The following is an 18,259-nucleotide window of genomic DNA, read 5'->3' on the forward strand; positions in this document are numbered from 1 at the left end:
GGCTGGCCAGTATTTTGCCAGCATGTTTCGCGTCTTGATAGGGCGCGCTTATCGGCAGGCTCATGCCTGACTGAGGGGGCGTGGCTTTACCAGCGTGGAGAAGGATCCGCTGGCATTGTAAAGCGCTGGCGGCTCGCCGCCGGTGAGGATTTTCAGCTGGGTGGCCGTGGCGGCCTGCTGCATCACAATCGACTGGCCATTTTTCAGGTTGGCGCTCTGGCATTGAGCCAGGAGGTCGGTCAGCACATCGCTTTGTGTCAGCAACTGTTCACCGACGCTCGATTGGCTGGCCAGTTGCTCAAGACCCTGGCGATTGATGGGCAAATTGAAACTGGCGAGGATTTCACTGCGCTTGCGGCCATGCTGCTCGAGTAGAACGATCAATGCCTGTTTCTGCGCCAGAATGTCTTCGAGCAGCGGCATGTCGCGACCGTGCAAGGCGATGGATTCGGTTTGCAGTAACTGCAGCAAGTGTTGCGCAGGCGCAAAGTCGTCGGTAATCAATTGCAGCAGATTCGTGTCGTGCATGGCTGGCCTTGGGTTTTAAGCGTCCAAAAGCCTGGCGCGGGCCGTGGCCTAGCGCTGGGCTTCGAAGTTGAGCAGTTTGCTGGCGACACGGTTGCTGTCGACTTTGTAGCTGCCATCGGCAATCGCTGCTTTCAACTCGGCCACTCGGGCTTTGTCGACGGCGGGCTGATCGCGCAGCGTGTCAGTGACCTTCTGCAACTGTTGAGCCTCATTGCTGATGTGTACCGATTCCCCGCTTTTGACGGTGCTGGCCTGTTCGGCCGGGGTATTGAGCGGCGCGGATTTGCCGGCGTCGGCGGTTTCCCTGGCGGCGGCAGTACGGGTACTGCCCATCGGTGGCGAGGAGCTGTTCAATCGGTTGAAATCGATGACCATGATAAAAAACCTCTGGGTATTTGGACGCTTGCCATGTTTTCGGCCATACCCGGGAAAACTTTAGGCCCATTTCTCAATGAGCTGCGCGCGTCAGCGCTTGCCCTGCATGCAGCACAGTTTAGGGAACAGTCGGGTGGCGCGCCACTTCCTCACACATACACTGCCCTACATGGCCACTTCCACCTGACCCGGTGCGATGACTTGCGCCTTGATGACCCGCTGGGAGTTGAGGTTTTTCACTCGAATCTGGTCACGCAGGCCGCCGTTGGACAGTGCTTCACCGGGCATGCGCACGCTGAGTGTACCGCTGCGGGCGGTAATCACCACCTGATCGCCTTTGCTGATGACTTCAGCCTGTTCCAGATGCACCAGGGTAATGACCTGGTCGGCGACCATTGGTCGGGTCAGTTTCTGTCCGATCGCCTGGTCGACCGAGGTCAGGTAACCCTGGTTGATCAGACTGATGTCCCGCTCGCGCAAGCTCACGTCCTCGGGCTCGACAATACCCATGCGGCGCAGAGGGCGGGTGGTGGTCACAATGTCGCGAAACAGGCGTACTTGAGCGGGTACGAACACTGTCCAGGGCGAGGTGCCCTCGCAGCGAACCTTGACCGTGACCCGGCCCAGTGGCCTGGCCGGGCTCTCGAGGGAGGCTGTCAATTCCTTGTCGCACATTGGCATGCGCAATCGCGGGTCGAGCGGGTTGACCTGGATCTCGTAACGGCCTTCCGTTTGACTGCTCGCCAGATAGTCTTCCACGGAGAATTCAAGAAAGCCTTGAGTGACGCCGATAAGCATGTCAGGCAAGGTGAGCGTGTCAGCAATGGCCGGGCTGCCGGCGTTGAACAGGCACACGGCCGCCAGCACGCCGCACCCTTGTCGGCAGTTGGAGGTCAGGCGTCGGAAAAATGTCGGGTCTGGGTTCATACGGGTTAAAAAGCAAGCGCCGTGCCGTTTAGTGATGAATGTGCGTCGCAACACACTTAGCGTTGGAGTAGGAGTCTGGGCATGGCTGGTGTAATGGATTCGGTAAACCAGCGCACGCAACTGGTGGGGCAGAATCGCCTTGAGCTGTTGTTGTTCCGTCTCGACGGCCAGCAACTGTATGGGATCAACGTATTCAAGGTTCGTGAGGTGCTGCAATGCCCCAAGCTGACCCTGATGCCCAAGTCCAATCCTGTCGTGTGCGGTGTGGCGAGTATTCGTGGGGCGACTATTCCGATTCTCGATCTGGCGATGGCGACCGGATCCGGTCGGTTGCGTGATCAAAGCAATCCCTTCGTGATCATCACGGAGTACAACACCAAGACCCAGGGTTTTCTGGTGCGCTCGGTGGAGCGCATCGTCAACATGAATTGGGAGGAGATTCACCCGCCGCCCAAGGGCACGGGCCGCGATCATTACCTGACGGCGGTGACCCGAGTCGACAATCAGCTGGTCGAAATCATCGATGTGGAGAAGGTGCTGGCGGAAGTGGCGCCGACCCCGGAGGCCATTTCCGTCGGCGTGGTGGATGGCGACACCCGGCACAAAGCGCTGTCCTTGCGCGTGCTGACGGTCGACGACTCGTCGGTGGCGCGCAAGCAGGTCTCGCGTTGCCTGCAAACGGTCGGCGTCGAAGTGGTGGCGCTGAACGACGGCCGGCAAGCGCTCGATTACCTGCGCAAGTTGGTCGAGGAGGGCAAGAAGCCGGAAGAAGAGTTCCTGATGATGATTTCCGATATCGAGATGCCGGAAATGGACGGGTACACCCTGACGGCCGAGATCCGCAACGACCCGCGCATGCAAAAGCTGCATATCATCCTGCATACTTCGTTGTCGGGTGTATTCAATCAGGCGATGGTCAAGAAAGTCGGTGCCGATGACTTCCTGGCCAAATTCCGTCCTGATGACCTGGCATCCCGGGTAGTCGACCGGATCAAAGCAGCAGACATCAGCTAGGGGCCTTCTGCCCCTGGCGGTCAACACGATTTAAGAGGCGGTATCTTTGTCTACGGGTAATTTGGATTTCGAACAGTTCCGGGTCTTCCTGGAAAAAGCCTGTGGCATTTTGCTCGGTGAAAACAAGCAGTACCTGGTCGCGAGCCGTCTCAACAAACTGATGGAGCAGCAAGGCATCAAGTCCCTGGGTGAGCTGGTCCAGCGCATCCAGACCCAGCCACGCAGTGGCCTGCGCGAGATGGTGGTGGATGCCATGACCACCAACGAAACCCTGTGGTTTCGTGACACCTATCCGTTTGAAGTCTTGAAGAACAAGGTGCTGCCCGAAGCGATCAAGGCCGCCCCTGGTCAGCGCCTGCGGATCTGGTCGGCGGCTTGCTCGTCGGGTCAGGAACCGTATTCGTTGTCGATGTCGATCGATGAGTTCGAGCGGGTCAACCTGGGCCAGTTGAAAATGGGGGTGCAGATCGTTGCCACCGACCTGTCCGGCACCATGCTGACCAACTGCAAGAGCGGCGAGTACGACAGCCTGGCCATCGGCCGCGGTTTGTCACCCGAGCGCCTGCAGCGATATTTCGACCCCAAGGGACCGGGGCGCTGGGCCATCAAGGCACCGATCAAGAGCCGGGTGGAGTTTCGCTCGTTCAACCTGCTGGACAGCTACGCGAGCCTCGGCAAGTTCGACATCGTGTTCTGCCGCAATGTGCTGATCTACTTCTCCGCCGAGGTGAAGAAAGACATCCTGTTGCGTATTCACGGCACGTTGAAGCGCGGCGGTTATCTGTTCCTCGGCGCGTCCGAAGCGCTGAACGGTTTGCCGGATCATTACCAGATGGTTCAGTGCAGTCCGGGGATTATTTACCAGGCGAAGTGATTCGTAGGCGGTGCCAAAAAACGGGAGTCCTCAGGGCTCCCTTTTTTATGCCTGATGATTTCCCACATACCCCTGTAGGAGCGAGCTTGCTCGCGATGGTGTGTCAGGTACACCGGTGTCGACTGATGCACCATCGCGAGCAAGCTCGCTCCTACAGGGTATGCGGCGTGCTTGCGAACGTGTGAAGCGGCAGAAAAGCGGCAGACAGCGGAAACCGGTTGCCGCTTTTCTGGCATTGCCAGCTTCCCCCTGCCCGCAAAGCCCCGGTTTACGGGCTTTTTTGAATTGGCACGACGCTTGCTTTTGTAAAAGTCAAGTTACGAAAATCAGGTCACCCGAAGGTATCCGACATGAGCATCAGCTTCGATAAAGCGCTCGGTATCCACGAACAGGCCCTGGGCTTTCGCGCCAAGCGCGCCGAAGTCCTGGCCAACAACATTGCCAACGCCGACACCCCGAACTACAAGGCTCGGGACCTGGACTTTTCGGCAGTGCTCGCCGCGCAGAACGAGAAGACCAAGGGCGGCTCTTTCGCTTTGAACATGACCAACAACCGTCATATCGAAGCCGAAGGCCTGGGTAACGGAGATGAGTCGCTGCTGTATCGCACGCCGATGCAAGCGTCGATCGACCAGAACACCGTGGACGCTCAGCTCGAGCAATCGGCCTACGCGGAAAACTCGGTCAACTTCCAGGCCAGCTTCACCCTGCTCAACAGCAAATTCAAAGGGTTGATCTCAGCCCTTCGTGGAGAATGATTCATGTCCCTCGCCAGCGTTTTCAACATTGCCGGTAGCGGTATGAGTGCCCAGACCACTCGCCTGAACACCGTCGCCAGTAACATCGCCAACGCCGAGACCGTCTCTTCGAGCATTGACCAGACCTACCGCGCGCGTCACCCGGTATTCGCCACCATGTACCAGGGTGCCCAGAGTGGCGGCGGCGATTCGCTGTTCCAGAACCAGGACGCCGCCGGCCAGGGCGTGCAAGTGCTGGGCGTCGTCGAAGACCAGAGCAATCTGGACGCACGGTACGAGCCGAACCATCCGGCAGCCGACGCCAAGGGCTACGTCTATTACCCCAACGTCAATGTGGTGGAAGAAATGGCCGACATGATCTCCGCGAGCCGTTCGTTCCAGACCAACGCCGAAATGATGAACACGGCCAAGACCATGATGCAGAAGGTCCTGACCCTGGGTCAGTGATAGGGGACGACTCAGATGAGTGTGATTGATACCACCAGTGGCTTGAACCTCAACGACATCCTGGCCAACTCCTCGATCAAGACCAATACCGCTACCGGCGGCCTGGCGTCGGCAACGGACAGCGCCACCGGCAAAAAAGCCCTGGGCAAGGATGCATTCCTGCAGTTGCTGGTCACCCAGCTGAAAAACCAGAACCCGCTGGAGCCGCAGGACAACGGCGAGTTCGTCGCGCAATTGGCGCAGTTCAGCAGTCTGGAAGGGATCACCTCGCTTAACGACACGGTGACGGGCCTCGCCAGCAACTACAACTCCTCCCAGGCATTGCAGGCGTCGTCGCTGGTGGGGCGTTCGGTCATTGCGCCGGGCGACAAAGCCGTGGTCGACACTTCAAAGAGCATGACCGGCACGGTGGTGATCCCGGATTCGGTGGCCGGTGCCACCTTGAAAATCAGCGACAAGGACGGCAAGACCGTTCGCACCATCGACCTGGGCAGTCAGTCGGCCGGCAATGCCAGCTTCATCTGGGACGGCAAGGACGATGCAGGCAAAACGGTTGAGTCAGGTACTTATAGCTTCGCCGCTGCGACCACCATCGATGATCAGGCCGTGGCACTGATCACCCATCTGCCGGCGACCGTCAACAGCGTGACCATCAGCCAGACCGGCGGTGAGTTGATGCTCAACCTGGCCGGGCTGGGCAGTGTCGCCCTGTCCAAAGTACAAACCATTGGTATGTAGAGCCGACTAACACGGCACAAAGGAGTGGATTATGTCTTTCAATATCGGCCTTAGCGGTCTCTATGCAGCCAACAAACAACTGGACGTGACCGGCAACAACATCGCCAACGTCGCGACCACCGGTTTCAAATCGTCCCGTGCCGAATTCCAGGACGTTTACTCGGCGAGCAAGCTGGGTACCGGCAGCAAGGCCGTTGGAAGCGGAGTGCGCCTGGCCAACGTCGCCCAGCAGTTCACCCAGGGCGACATCAACAACACCGGCAACGTGCTGGACATGGGCATCAACGGTTCAGGCTTCTTCGTACTGAATAACAGCGGTTCGCTGTCCTACACCCGTGCCGGTACGTTCAAGGTCGACAAGGAAGGATACGTGACCAACACTGACGGCTCTGCGCGTCTGCAGGGCTACGGTGTGGACGCCAATGGCAAGATTCAGAACGGTGTGTTGACCGACCTGCGCATCGATACTTCGAACCTGGCGCCCAAGTCCACCAGCACGATTTCGTCGACGATCAACCTGAACTCCACGTCTGATGTGATCGATCAATCGATTGCCGCCAACCGGTTCGATCCGTCCAAGCAGGCCACCTTCACCAAGCAATTCAGTACCCCGGTATTCGACAGCCAGGGTAACCAGCACGTCATGGATCAATACATGGTCAAGACGGGCCCCAATACCTGGGACACCTATACCCTGATCGATGGCCGCAACCCGGATGGCAGCGACCCTGCTGTGGTTGCTACCCCTGCTACCCCTGATATTCCTGCCATCCCGGCTGACCCTTCTATCCCAGGGGACACTGGCACCCCAGCCATCCCTGGTACCCCTGCGATCCTTGCCAACCCTGCGATCCCTTCGACCATGACGTTCGATTCGAGCGGCAAGCTGGTTTCGGTCAGCACGCCGGTGACGCCGCCGACCACGCCACCCACCGCGACAATCGGCAACGATCTGAAGATCACCGGCTGGACTCCCGGCAAGGTGACCAATGGCGTGTGGGCAGCCAACGGAGCCGCCGCCAACCCGGAGGGCTTGACCATCGCCATGGGCAGCACGACGCAGTTCAACGCCGATACCGCACGTTCGATTCCTGCGCAGGACGGTTACGCCACCGGCCAGATCACCAGCCTGAGCATCGACGGTAGCGGGGTGCTGCTGGCCAACTTCAGCAACTACCAGACCAAGGCTATCGGTCAGATCTCGCTCGCCAGCTTTACCAACGAACAAGGTTTGCAGCCTATTGGCGGCTCCAGCTGGAAAGAATCCTATGCGTCGGGCATTCCCGGCTTCGATGCGCCGCAAAGCGGTACCTTGGGGATGATCGAATCCAACTCCCTGGAAGAGTCCAACGTCAACCTGACCAACGAACTGGTCGACTTAATCAAGGGGCAGAGCAACTACCAGGCGAACGCCAAGACCATCTCCACCCAGAGCACCATTATGCAGACCATTATTCAGATGGCGTGATGGTGGAGGGTTGGTAGTGCGACACAAAGAGCCCCTCGCGAGTGGGGCTTTTGTTTGTGTGTAGGAGCAAGCTCGCTCCTACAGGCAAAAGAAAACCCCCGACAATCCAGAGGACTGATCGGGGGTTTTCCAGGTAAAGCGCCTTTCGGCGGATTACCGGCTCAGCTTATTGGCAAGCTTCGCAATCCGGCTCGTCGATGGCGCAAGCCTTCGGCACTGGAGCAGGGCCGGCAGGTGCTGCCAGGACCGAGTCGTCACCGTGGTTGCCGCCGCTGGAAACCGCGTTCAGCTTGCCGGTGTTGATGGTCGACTTCTCGGTGCTGGTCGCGGCCAGGGCACGGAGGTAGTAGGTGGTTTTCAGACCACGGTACCAGGCCATGCGGTAGGTCACGTCCAGCTTCTTGCCCGAGGCGCCAGCGATGTACAGGTTCAGCGATTGAGCCTGGTCGATCCACTTCTGACGACGGCTGGCCGCGTCAACGATCCACTTGGTGTCCACTTCGAACGCCGTCGCGTAGAGCGCTTTGAGTTCTTGCGGGATGCGCTCGATCTGTTGCACCGAACCGTCGTAGTACTTCAGGTCGTTGATCATGACCGAGTCCCACAGACCGCGAGCCTTGAGGTCGCGAACCAGGTACGGGTTGATCACGGTGAATTCGCCCGACAGGTTCGATTTCACATAGAGGTTCTGGTAGGTCGGTTCGATCGACTGCGAGACGCCAGTGATGTTGGCGATGGTCGCGGTCGGTGCGATGGCCATGATGTTGGAGTTACGAATGCCTTTCTGCACGCGGGCACGAACCGGCGCCCAGTCCAGGGATTCGTTCAGGTCAACGTCGATGTACTTCTGGCCACGTTGCTCGATCAGGATCTGTTGCGAGTCCAGCGGCAGGATGCCTTTGGACCACAGCGAACCCTGGAACGTCTCGTAGGCGCCGCGCTCGTCGGCCAGGTCGCAGGATGCCTGGATCGCGTAGTAGCTGACCGCTTCCATCGACTTGTCGGCGAATTCGACCGCGGCATCGGAACCGTAAGGGATGTGCTGCAGGTACAGCGCATCCTGGAAGCCCATGATGCCCAGGCCGACCGGACGGTGCTTGAAGTTGGAGTTCTTCGCTTGCGGCACCGAGTAGTAGTTGATGTCGATCACGTTATCGAGCATGCGAACGGCGGTGTTCACGGTGCGTTCCAGCTTGGCGGTATCGAGCTTGCCGTTGGTGATGTGGTTCGGCAGGTTGATCGAGCCCAGGTTGCAAACGGCGATTTCGTCCTTGTTGGTGTTCAAGGTGATCTCGGTGCACAGGTTCGAGCTGTGGACCACGCCGACGTGCTGCTGCGGGCTGCGCAGGTTGCACGGGTCTTTGAAGGTCAGCCATGGATGGCCGGTTTCAAACAGCATGGACAGCATTTTGCGCCACAGGTCTTTGGCCTGGATGGTCTTGAACAGCTTGATCTTGCCCGGGTACTGGGACAGGGCTTCGTAGTACTCGTAGCGCTCTTCGAAGGCCTTGCCGGTCAGGTCGTGCAGGTCCGGCACTTCGGACGGCGAGAACAGGGTCCACTGACCGTCGTCGAAGACGCGCTTCATGAACAGGTCAGGGATCCAGTTGGCGGTGTTCATGTCGTGGGTACGACGACGATCATCACCGGTGTTCTTGCGCAGTTCGATGAACTCTTCGATGTCCATGTGCCAGGTTTCCAGGTAGGCACAGACAGCGCCTTTGCGCTTGCCACCCTGGTTGACGGCCACTGCGGTGTCGTTCACCACTTTCAGGAACGGAACAACGCCCTGGGACTTGCCGTTGGTGCCCTTGATGTACGAACCCAGCGCGCGCACCGGGGTCCAGTCGTTGCCCAGGCCGCCGGCGAATTTGGACAACATGGCGTTGTCGTGGATCGCGTGGTAGATGCCCGACAGGTCATCCGGCACGGTGGTCAGGTAGCAGCTCGACAGCTGTGGACGCAGGGTGCCGGCGTTGAACAGGGTCGGGGTCGAGGACATGTAGTCGAAGGACGACAACAGGTTGTAGAACTCGATCGCACGGTCTTCCTTGTTCTTCTCTTCGATCGCCAGGCCCATGGCCACGCGCATGAAGAAAATCTGCGGCAGTTCGAAACGGATACCGTCCTTGTGGATGAAGTAACGGTCGTACAGGGTTTGCAGGCCCAGGTAAGTGAACTGCTGATCGCGCTCGTGGTTGATCGCCTTGCCGAGTTTTTCCAGGTCGAAGGTGGCCAGGACCGGGTTCAGCAATTCGAATTCGATACCCTTGGCGATGTACGCAGGCAAGGCCTTGGCGTACAGGTCGACCATTTCGTGGTGGGTCGCGCTTTCGGCCACTTCCAGGAAGTTCAGGCCTTCGGCACGCAGGGTGTCCATCAGCAGGCGGGCGGTCACGAACGAGTAGTTCGGCTCACGCTCGACCAGCGTACGGGCAGTCATCACCAGGGCGGTGTTGACGTCGGTCAGGGCCACGCCGTCGTACAGGTTCTTCAGGGTTTCGCGCTGGATCAGGTCGCCGTCGACTTCTTCCAGGCCTTCGCACGCTTCGGTGACGATGGTGTTCAGGCGACCCATGTCCAGCGGTGCAAACGTGCCATCGGCGCGGGTGATGCGGATCGACGGGTGAGCGTCGACCGCGGCCTCGGCCGGTGCGTGGGCGGCGCGTTCTTTGGAGCGGCCGTCACGGTAGATCACGTAGTCGCGAGCCACTTTCTGCTCGCCGGCACGCATCAGGGCCAGTTCGACCTGGTCCTGGATTTCTTCGATGTGGATGGTGCCACCCGATGGCATGCGACGCTTGAAGGTCGCGGTGACCTGTTCGGTCAGGCGGGCAACGGTGTCGTGGATTCGCGACGAAGCGGCAGCGGTGCCGCCCTCAACTGCGAGGAACGCTTTGGTGATGGCGACGGTAATCTTGTCATCGGTGTAAGGAACGACAGTGCCGTTACGCTTGATCACGCGCAGTTGACCCGGCGCGGTCGCGGACAGATCCGAAGTCGAATCAGCGGCCTGCGGCAAGGTACCCTGCGGGTTCTCGCGAGTTGTGTCGGTTTGCATGGGGGGTTGTCTCCACATTCTCTATGTTTGTTTGGGCACCATCACGGTGCCCACCGTTCCGTCCTGAAGCACTACAACCGGCCAGGGGCCGGGCATACCCACTTCGGGACAGATCAGGAAGGGCTACAGGGCGCCGCTTCCATGCCGAAGTATTTCGGTCCCGGGCCTTGAGCCTGGAACCGGGATCCTTTTGAGTGACAGCAACTGACTGCAACACCCGTACCGTTATCGCCGTTTTCGGCTCAAGAACAGTAGCCATCCGCATGCGCGGTTTGGTCTTTCGAAAATACGTTTGGTTCAACCGGACAGAGGCAATAAAAGCGCTTGAATTCGGTGTCTGGTTTGTGTTTGGTTTTTGATGCAAAACCCTACATGTAGGGTTTTTTTCGCGCCGGGGTACAAGATAATGCGTTTTAGGGGGGGTTGCAACGTACTACCTGTGGATAACCCTGTGCGTAAATTGTGTGTGAAAGTTGGAACGGGCGTGTAGGCCGCGACTCCACTGGAGCGGACCGTTTTTCACGGATTTTCAATGTTTGAAAACGGTCTGCCGGATTTTTAAGGGCGCGAACCCTACCACAAAAAACCGGCTTGGCCGAACGCATTTACCGGCTTGTGTTCTCGACGGGTGGCGTTTATACAATCGGCCACTGCAGACGCATTCTTATCCCCCTGGATCATTACAAAAAGACGGGCGGATCCTTCCTTATTTCGAGTTGTTGGCAAGCAGAGGTCACCCGTGGAGCAAGAAGCCTGGCAGGTATTGATTGTGGAAGACGACGAGCGTCTGGCCGAATTGACCCGCGAATACCTCGAGGCCAACGGTCTGCGTGTGTCGATCGAGGGCAATGGCGCCTTGGCCGCGGCCCGCATCATCAATGAGCAGCCGGATCTGGTGATCCTCGACCTGATGCTGCCGGGCGAGGATGGCCTGAGCATCTGCCGCAAGGTCCGCGAGCGTTTTGATGGCCCGATCCTGATGCTCACTGCCCGAAGCGACGACACCGATCAGATTCTGGGCCTGGACCTGGGGGCCGACGATTATGTCTGCAAACCGGTTCGCCCTCGTTTGCTGCTGGCGCGCATCCAGGCCCTGCTGCGGCGCAGTGAAGTGCCCGAAGCCATTCCGGAAAAGCTTCGGCGCCTGCAATTCGGCCCGCTGGTGGTGGACAACGCGTTGCGCGAAGCCTGGCTCAATGACAACGGCATCGAGCTGACCAGCGCCGAGTTCGACCTGCTCTGGCTGCTGGTGGCCAATGCCGGGCGCATTCTGTCCCGGGAAGAAATATTCACCGCGCTGCGTGGCATCGGTTATGACGGCCAGGATCGTTCCATCGACGTGCGGATCTCGCGTATTCGCCCCAAGATTGGCGATGACCCGGACCATCCGCGGCTGATCAAGACCATCCGCAGCAAAGGCTATTTGTTCGTTCCCGAGGCCTGCACGCTGTGAATTCGATCTTCCTGCGCATCTATGGTGGCATGTGCGCGGCGTTGATTCTGGTGGCGGTCCTGGGCGTACTGGCCTTGCACCTGCTCAACCAGGTGCGCGGCGAGCAATACCGCGAACGCCTGGCCCACGGCACGTTTGCGCTGATGGCCGACAATCTGCAACCGATGAACCCGACGGAGCGCCACCGAACCTTGCTGGTGTGGGAGCGACTGCTCGGGATTCCCCTGGCATTGAAGACCTTCGACCAGACCGGCCTCGACCTCACGCAGCGCACCCGCGTGCTGCGTGGTCAGGCGCTGGTGGAGCAGACTGGCCCGCACGCGGCGAAGGTCTACCGCCTGGTCAGTGACAAGGAGCAGTTGGTGCTGACGGGCGAGGTGCAGCAGATCAGCGAACAATTGGCGCGGGCGACTATCTACCTGCTGGCGGATGAACTGGTGCGCGTCCCGGTGGCCGAGCAGCCCAGGCGCCTGGCGCAATTGAAGGAGGAGAAGGGTTTCGGCTTCGATTTGCAGCTGGTCACGGTCGACCAGGCCGACATGGACGAAGACCAGCGTCGCCGGGTGGCCGAAGGCGATACGGTGATGGCCCTGGGCAAGGGCGGCGATTCGATCCGGGTGTTTGCCGGCATGGTCGGCACGCCCTGGGTCCTGGAGATCGGGCCGCTGTACCAGATGAATCCTTACCCGCCGGAATGGCTGGTGCTGATCGCGGCGCTCGGCTTGAGCCTGATCGGCTTGATCGTCTATTTATTGGTGCGGCAGCTGGAGCGCCGCTTGCGTGGCCTGGAAGCCGCGGCGACTCGCATTGCCAAGGGCAGCCTGGAAACCCGGGTGCCGACGCGTGGTGCCGACTCGGTAGGGCGCCTGGCCTCGGCGTTCAACGGCATGGCCGAGCACTTGCAGCAATTGTTGGCGATTCAGCGGGAACTTGTGCGCGCCGTGTCCCATGAGTTACGCACACCGGTGGCGCGCCTGCGTTTTGGCCTGGAGATGATCGGCTCGGCCACTACCCCGCAAGCGTTGGAGAAGTACCGCGAAGGCATGGACCATGACATCGAGGACCTCGATCGACTGGTGGACGAGATGCTGACTTATGCGCGGCTGGAGCAGGGCTCGCCGGCGTTGAACTTCCAACGCATCGATCTGGATGCCTTGGTCAATCAGGTGATCGAGGAACTGGCACCGTTGCGGGCCGAAGTCACGGTGCGGCGCGGCCTGTGCCTGTCGGCCGCCGATTGCGACGACGCCTGGGTCGAGGCCGAGCCACGCTACCTGCATCGGGCGTTGCAGAACCTGGTGAGCAATGCCATGCGCCACGCTCAATCGCGGGTGACGGTCAGCTATCAAGTGGGTCAGCAGCGCTGTCGGGTGGATGTCGAGGATGACGGGCCGGGTGTGCCGGAATCTTCGTGGGAGAAGATTTTTACCCCCTTCCTGCGTCTCGATGACAGCCGCACCCGTGCTTCGGGCGGGCATGGGCTGGGGTTGTCCATCGTGCGACGGATCATTCATTGGCATGGTGGGCGGGCGTTGATCAGCAAGAGCAAGAGTTTGGGCGGGGCGTGTTTCAGTTTGAGTTGGCCGAGGAATCAGGAGAGGCGTTGAGATTTTTGTTGAATGTTCGACCGCTTTCGCGAGCAAGCCCGCTCCCACATTGGATCTGTGTCGGGCACATATTCCAGGTACACCTCAGGTCCAATGTGGGAGCGGGCTTGCTCGCGAAGAGGCCCTCACAGGCATCTCAAAATGTTCAGGCCTTGATACTGACCAGACTCAACAACTGCCCATCCATCACCCCGAACTGTGCATCCAGTTCGGTGCCACTGCGCCAGTCGCTGGACAGGTCGGTGAGCAACCGCAGCCGCACGTCACCCCCCTCGCTCCACTCCAGCACTTGCGCATGTTCAAAATAGAACCGTTGCCGAACGATCGGGTACAGCGCCTTGAACAAACTTTCCTTCACCGAAAACGTCAGCGTAACCAGCAGCGCCAACTGATCCCGACGGCCTGCGCGCATGCGTTGTAACTCCGGCTTGGTCAGTATTTCCCCGGACAGGCGTTCGGCCCGGTCAGGGTCGAGCAGGTTTTCCAGGTCCATGCCCAACCCGCGCCAGTGGCTTTTCTTCGCGACGATCGCCGCCGCCCGGCCGGTACTGTGGGTGATCGACCCGGCGATATGTGCCGGCCACACCGGTGCCCGGTCTTCACCGATTGCCGGGACACAGTTCAGTCCTTCCAGTGCTTGCAACGCTGCCCGGGCGCAGATCCGTCCGGCGAGAAACTCCGCCTGGCGCTTGGCGACCGAGCGCTGGATGCTGGCCGGCGGCTCGATGGCACTGCGTTGAAAATCATCGCTGGCCAATTGTGCGGTATCGAAGTGAGTGCCCAACAGGACGGTATCGGGCAGCGCAAAGGGTAGCGGCCAATCGGCATCGAGTGGGGTGCAGCAGACGGGTAGGGCGGGAACGGGATTCATGTCGGCATTTTGCCGGGTTGGCCGGGTGCTGGGTAGTCCTGTCGTAAAACTGCGGTGCCGCCATTGGAAAGTCATCGAAACAGTCGGGTGGATCTGGTTCAGCTCAGGTTAAGCGCGTGTTCAGGGGGCGTTCAGGGCAGGGTCCGTAATCTTGCCCCGTAGCCATACAACACCTCACTCACTAGGAGTTTCACCCATGACTGGATTCAAAAAACTGCTTCTGGCAATGACCGTAATGGGCGCGAGCACGGCAGCGTTCGCCTCCGATGACAATTTCGCCAGCCTTACTTTTGGACAGACCAGCGACAAGATCAAAAAGTCCCACGCCCTGAACGATAACCTCGATCGTCCGAACGCCGACGGCGTGATCGGCAAGGACAACACCTGGGGTGTGCGCCTCGGTCGGCAAAACAGCGACGGCCGCTACTACGCCACTTACGACAACGTGTCGGGCTCGCACAATGGCATTAAACTGCGTCATGAAAACCTGCTGGGCAGCTACGATCTGTTCTACCCGGGGGGTGGCAGCACCAAGCTGTTCGGCGGTCTCTCGGCCGGGTTGACCAAAATGACCCAGGAATCGTCAGGCTTCAGCCGCGACACCAACATGGGTTACGCCTTCGGCGGACAGGTAGGTGTTTTGCAACAGGTTTCGCGAAACACGTCGGTTGAACTGGGTTACCGTTACCTGCGCCACAATGCCAGCACCGAGGTGAGCGAGCGCGGCAGCGGCAAGCAGGGTTCGCTGGGCATGAACAGCAGCGCCCAGACGTACATTTCCGCTAACTACGCTTTCTAAAAAGCGTTCGGGACAGGCCGGTACCGGATCAACCCTGGAGGCTGATCCGGCATCGCCCTGTCAGTCATCGAGGTGCGCCGTTCATGCCTCACGATGTTGATTGGCCCGGGAGGGCGATATGAAACTGCTGGTCGTCGAAGATGAAGCGCTGTTGCGCCATCACCTGCAAACCCGTTTGAGGGATAGCGGTCATGTGGTCGAGTCCGTGGCCAATGCCACCGAGGCGCTGTATCAGATCGAGCAATTCAACCATGACCTGGCGGTGATCGATCTCGGCTTGCCGGGCATGGGAGGGCTGGACCTGATCCGTCAACTGCGCTCGCAGGGCACGACCTTTCCGATCCTGATCCTCACCGCGCGCGGCAACTGGCAGGACAAGGTCGAAGGTCTGGCGGCCGGCGCCGACGATTATGTGGTCAAGCCGTTCCAGTTCGAAGAGCTGGAGGCTCGGCTGAATGCCTTGCTCCGTCGCTCCAGCGGGTTCACCCAGTCGACGATAGTTGCCGGGCCGCTGCTGCTGGACCTCAATCGCAAGCAGGCGACGCTCAATGAACAGCCGCTGGCGCTGACTGCGTTCGAATACCGGATTCTCGAGTACTTGATGCTCCATCACCAACAGGCGGTGCCCAAGGACCGCCTGATGGAGCAGTTGTATCCGGACGACGACGAGCGCGATCCGAACGTGATCGAAGTGCTGGTGGGCCGTCTGCGCCGGAAACTGGAGGGACAGTCGTGCTTCAAGCCGATCGATACCGTGCGTGGCCGTGGTTATCTGTTCAATGAGCGCTGCACTTGATCAGTTCTCTTCGAATTCGTCTGATGCTCGCCGCCACGGTCCTGGCGGTATTGTTCATGCTCGCGTTGCTGCCGGCAATGCAGGGCGCATTCAGCCTGGCATTGCAGGACGCCATCGAGCAGCGCCTGGCGTCGGACGTCACCACGTTGATCTCTGCCGCCCGGGTAGAGAACAACCGCTTGCAGATGCCGGCACAATTACCCGATGAGCGCTTCAACCTGGCCGACGGTCGTTTGCTCGGTTACATCTACAACCGTGAAGGTCGCCTGGTCTGGCGCTCAAAGGACACCCTCGAAGAGAACATCAATTACACACCGCGTTACGACGGCCACGGCAACGAGTTCGCGAGGATTCGCGAAGCCAATGGCAAGGAATTCTTTGTCTACGACGTCGAGGTCAAACTGCTCGGCGGAAAAAGTGCGGCGTTCAGCTTTGTCGCGCTGCAACCGCTGCGGGACTACGAAACCACCCTTGAAGGCCTGCGGGAAAACCTTTACCTGGGCTTCGGCGCGGCCTTGCTGGTGTTGCTGGCGTTGCTATGGATCGGTCTGACCTGGGGCTTGCAGGCGTTGCGCCGGCTGAGTCAGGAACTGGACGAGATCGAAAGCGGCGCCCGCGACAGCCTCAGCGAACAACACCCTAGCGAATTGCTGCGCCTGACCGGTTCCCTGAACCGTTTGCTGCACGGCGAGCGTGAACAGCGCAGCCGCTATCGCGATTCCCTGGATGATCTGGCCCACAGCCTGAAAACGCCGCTGACAGTGTTGCAAGGCGTCAGCGAGGACATGGCTCTGCGGCCGGCGGATCGCGATCAGGCCTGGGTCCTGCAATCCCAGATCGAGCGCATGAGCCAGCAGATCGGTTACCAGCTACAGCGCGCCAGCCTGCGCAAAAGCGGGCTCGTGCGCCATCAGGTGCGCTTGCGTCCGGTGTTGCAAAGCCTTTGTGACACGTTGGACAAGGTCTATCGCGACAAGCAGGTACGGGTGAACCTCGATCTGCCGGAGCCGTGTTATGTGCCGATCGAGCAGGGCGCCCTGCTGGAGATGTTGGGCAATCTGCTGGAAAACGCCTATCGCCTGTGTCTCGGCGAAGTGCGGGTCAGCGTACGGCAGACTCTGGGCGGGATCGAGCTGTGCGTCGAGGATGACGGCCCCGGTGTGCCGCCGGATCAGCGTGCGCGGATCCTGCAGCGCGGCGAACGCCTGGACCGCCAGCATCCGGGGCAGGGCATTGGCCTGGCGGTGGTCAAGGACATCATTGAAAGCTACAGCGCGAAGCTGACCCTGGATGATTCGCCTCTGGGTGGGGCGGCGTTTCGGATTCAGATTCCGGTGGTATGACCTGAGTTTGATGGTGTTCTTTCGGGCCCCATCGTCGGAACGCCGCCCGGACCAAGCCCGCTCCCACAAGTACTGCGTACTCAAGGTGAACTCCGTCCACTGTGGGAGCGGGCTTGCCCGCGAAGGGGCCGGTAAATACACCGAAGATATTGGCTTTGAAAATTCAGTTCTCCCGGGCGCGGTAGGCCCCCGGCGTCAATCCCGTCCACTTCTTGAACGCCCGATGAAACGCCGAAGGCTCGGAAAACCCCAACTGCTCGGCGATTTGCTGCAACGACAGATCCGCACGCCCCAGGTGATAAATCGCAATGTCCCGGCGCAACTGGTCTTTGAGTTCCTGAAAGCTCGAACCCTCTTCACGCAAGTGCCGACGCAGCGTCTGCGGGCTGACGTGCAGGTGCGTGGCCACCGATTCCAGGTCAGGCCAGCGTGAACGGTCGCGGCTGAGCAAACGCCGCAGCTGGCTACTCAGGCTGTCGCCGTCGTCGGGGCGCGACAACAGGTCGGCGGGAGACCGTTCGAGAAATCGCTTGAGGGTTCGCTCGTCCTGCAACAGCGGCATATTCAGGTAGCGGCTGTGAAACAGCAGGCTGCTCTGCGCCGCCTTGAACTGCAGCGGGCAGGAAAACAGCAAATCGTATTCCGCGCCGTGTTCGGGCCTTGGATAGCTGAAAGTTGCCTGCTCCAGACGGATGCGCTGGCCGATCATCCAGCTGCCAAGCCGATGCCAGATCAGCAGCAGGCTCTCGCTGAGGAAATGGTCCGGGTCCCACAGCTGTGCATCGTCGAGGCTCAGGCGCACCCATTCGTCTTCGCGGGTCAGGCTCAGGCGGGGAGCGCCGGGGAACAGGCCGTAAAACAACAAGCCGCGATTGAGCGCGCTTTCCAGGTTGCGGCAGTGGATCACCGCATGACACATCATCGCGAAACTGCCGGGTTTGCTCGGGGCCGATCCGAAACCCAGGTATTCGTCGTCCAGTGCCAACCACAATCCCTGGATCAACCGGGTGAACTGCTCGGGCGCGATGCGTGCACGCGGTTCGTCGAGCAGTTCGGCGCTGATACCCAATCGCTGCAGCAGGTTCGAATAATCGTACCCACGCTGGCGCGCCCCTCCCAGGGCAGCGCGGGCGAAATGACTGGCGATGGTGCGTTCGCGCATAGAGGCAGGTCCGTCCGGTGAGCAGCGGATGGTAGCGG

At 60.0% G+C, this 18,259-nt stretch carries 17 protein-coding genes; 11 read left to right on the forward strand and 6 right to left on the reverse strand.

The window, feature by feature from the left end; all coding sequences use genetic code 11:
* Window positions 1-60: 60 nt before the first annotated feature.
* The 3 genes from PMA3_RS05775 to flgA form a co-directional block, all read right to left on the reverse strand.
* The gene (locus PMA3_RS05775) at window positions 61-528 is read right to left on the reverse strand and encodes a flagella synthesis protein FlgN (RefSeq protein ID WP_064676265.1); all 468 of its coding nucleotides are present in this window, start codon (window positions 526-528) and stop codon (window positions 61-63) included.
* A gap of 48 nt (window positions 529-576) precedes the next feature.
* Window positions 577-903, reverse strand: a complete 327-nt coding sequence (flgM, locus tag PMA3_RS05780; protein ID WP_064676266.1) for a flagellar biosynthesis anti-sigma factor FlgM — start codon at window positions 901-903, stop codon at window positions 577-579.
* 165 nt (window positions 904-1,068) lie between these two features.
* Window positions 1,069-1,830, reverse strand: coding sequence for a flagellar basal body P-ring formation chaperone FlgA (flgA, locus tag PMA3_RS05785; protein WP_064676267.1), 762 nt, complete (start codon window positions 1,828-1,830; stop codon window positions 1,069-1,071).
* A gap of 81 nt (window positions 1,831-1,911) precedes the next feature.
* Between flgA and PMA3_RS05790 the strand changes: the two genes are divergently transcribed.
* The 6 genes from PMA3_RS05790 to flgE all read left to right on the forward strand — a co-directional run bounded on the left by PMA3_RS05790 (window position 1,912) and on the right by flgE (window position 7,129).
* Window positions 1,912-2,844 (forward strand): chemotaxis protein CheV, encoded by a 933-nt coding sequence (locus PMA3_RS05790; protein ID WP_064676268.1) that lies wholly within the window; start codon window positions 1,912-1,914, stop codon window positions 2,842-2,844.
* Window positions 2,845-2,890: 46 nt separating this feature from the next.
* Window positions 2,891-3,718 (forward strand): protein-glutamate O-methyltransferase CheR, encoded by an 828-nt coding sequence (cheR, locus tag PMA3_RS05795; protein ID WP_064676269.1) that lies wholly within the window; start codon window positions 2,891-2,893, stop codon window positions 3,716-3,718.
* A gap of 350 nt (window positions 3,719-4,068) precedes the next feature.
* Window positions 4,069-4,476 (forward strand): flagellar basal body rod protein FlgB, encoded by a 408-nt coding sequence (gene flgB, locus PMA3_RS05800; RefSeq protein ID WP_064676270.1) that lies wholly within the window; start codon window positions 4,069-4,071, stop codon window positions 4,474-4,476.
* Between the two features lie 3 nt (window positions 4,477-4,479).
* Window positions 4,480-4,923, forward strand: a complete 444-nt coding sequence (gene flgC, locus PMA3_RS05805) for a flagellar basal body rod protein FlgC (RefSeq protein WP_064676271.1) — start codon at window positions 4,480-4,482, stop codon at window positions 4,921-4,923.
* A 15-nt stretch (window positions 4,924-4,938) separates the two neighbouring features.
* Window positions 4,939-5,661 carry a flagellar hook assembly protein FlgD gene (gene flgD / locus PMA3_RS05810; protein ID WP_064676272.1) on the forward strand — a complete coding sequence of 241 codons (723 nt, stop codon included), beginning with the start codon at window positions 4,939-4,941 and terminating at the stop codon, window positions 5,659-5,661.
* A gap of 31 nt (window positions 5,662-5,692) precedes the next feature.
* Window positions 5,693-7,129 carry a flagellar hook protein FlgE gene (gene flgE / locus PMA3_RS05815; RefSeq protein WP_064676273.1) on the forward strand — a complete coding sequence of 479 codons (1,437 nt, stop codon included), beginning with the start codon at window positions 5,693-5,695 and terminating at the stop codon, window positions 7,127-7,129.
* A 166-nt stretch (window positions 7,130-7,295) separates the two neighbouring features.
* Here flgE and PMA3_RS05820 read toward each other — a convergent pair whose 3' ends face one another.
* Window positions 7,296-10,190: a ribonucleoside-diphosphate reductase subunit alpha gene (locus tag PMA3_RS05820; RefSeq protein WP_064676274.1), complete on the reverse strand. Its 2,895-nt coding sequence runs from the start codon at window positions 10,188-10,190 to the stop codon at window positions 7,296-7,298.
* 739 nt (window positions 10,191-10,929) lie between these two features.
* Between PMA3_RS05820 and PMA3_RS05825 the strand changes: the two genes are divergently transcribed.
* Window positions 10,930-11,643 carry a response regulator gene (locus PMA3_RS05825; RefSeq protein ID WP_064676275.1) on the forward strand — a complete coding sequence of 238 codons (714 nt, stop codon included), beginning with the start codon at window positions 10,930-10,932 and terminating at the stop codon, window positions 11,641-11,643.
* Window positions 11,640-13,250, forward strand: a complete 1,611-nt coding sequence (locus PMA3_RS05830) for an ATP-binding protein (RefSeq protein ID WP_064676276.1) — start codon at window positions 11,640-11,642, stop codon at window positions 13,248-13,250. The genes PMA3_RS05825 and PMA3_RS05830 overlap by 4 nt, the downstream gene beginning before the upstream one ends.
* Before the next feature lie 145 nt (window positions 13,251-13,395).
* Here the strand turns inward: PMA3_RS05830 and PMA3_RS05835 are convergent, their stop codons facing one another.
* Entirely contained in the window at window positions 13,396-14,121 is a 726-nt protein-coding gene (locus tag PMA3_RS05835) for a 4'-phosphopantetheinyl transferase family protein (protein ID WP_064676277.1), read from the reverse strand.
* A 196-nt stretch (window positions 14,122-14,317) separates the two neighbouring features.
* On the opposite strand from PMA3_RS05835, the gene PMA3_RS05840 reads away from it, so the two are divergent.
* The 3 genes from PMA3_RS05840 to PMA3_RS05850 all read left to right on the forward strand — a co-directional run bounded on the left by PMA3_RS05840 (window position 14,318) and on the right by PMA3_RS05850 (window position 17,059).
* Window positions 14,318-14,920 carry a hypothetical protein gene (locus tag PMA3_RS05840; RefSeq protein WP_064676278.1) on the forward strand — a complete coding sequence of 201 codons (603 nt, stop codon included), beginning with the start codon at window positions 14,318-14,320 and terminating at the stop codon, window positions 14,918-14,920.
* A gap of 118 nt (window positions 14,921-15,038) precedes the next feature.
* A complete protein-coding gene (locus tag PMA3_RS05845) occupies window positions 15,039-15,716 on the forward strand; it encodes a response regulator (protein WP_064676279.1) in 678 nt (225 codons plus the stop codon).
* Complete coding sequence (locus tag PMA3_RS05850; protein ID WP_064676280.1) at window positions 15,713-17,059, forward strand: ATP-binding protein; 1,347 nt, start codon at window positions 15,713-15,715, stop codon at window positions 17,057-17,059. The genes PMA3_RS05845 and PMA3_RS05850 overlap by 4 nt, the downstream gene beginning before the upstream one ends.
* A 163-nt stretch (window positions 17,060-17,222) precedes the next feature.
* Here PMA3_RS05850 and PMA3_RS05855 read toward each other — a convergent pair whose 3' ends face one another.
* Window positions 17,223-18,221: an AraC family transcriptional regulator gene (locus PMA3_RS05855; RefSeq protein WP_064676281.1), complete on the reverse strand. Its 999-nt coding sequence runs from the start codon at window positions 18,219-18,221 to the stop codon at window positions 17,223-17,225.
* Window positions 18,222-18,259: the final 38 nt, after the last annotated feature.

The sequence above is a fragment of the Pseudomonas silesiensis genome (assembly GCF_001661075.1).
Taxonomy (GTDB): domain Bacteria; phylum Pseudomonadota; class Gammaproteobacteria; order Pseudomonadales; family Pseudomonadaceae; genus Aquipseudomonas; species Aquipseudomonas silesiensis.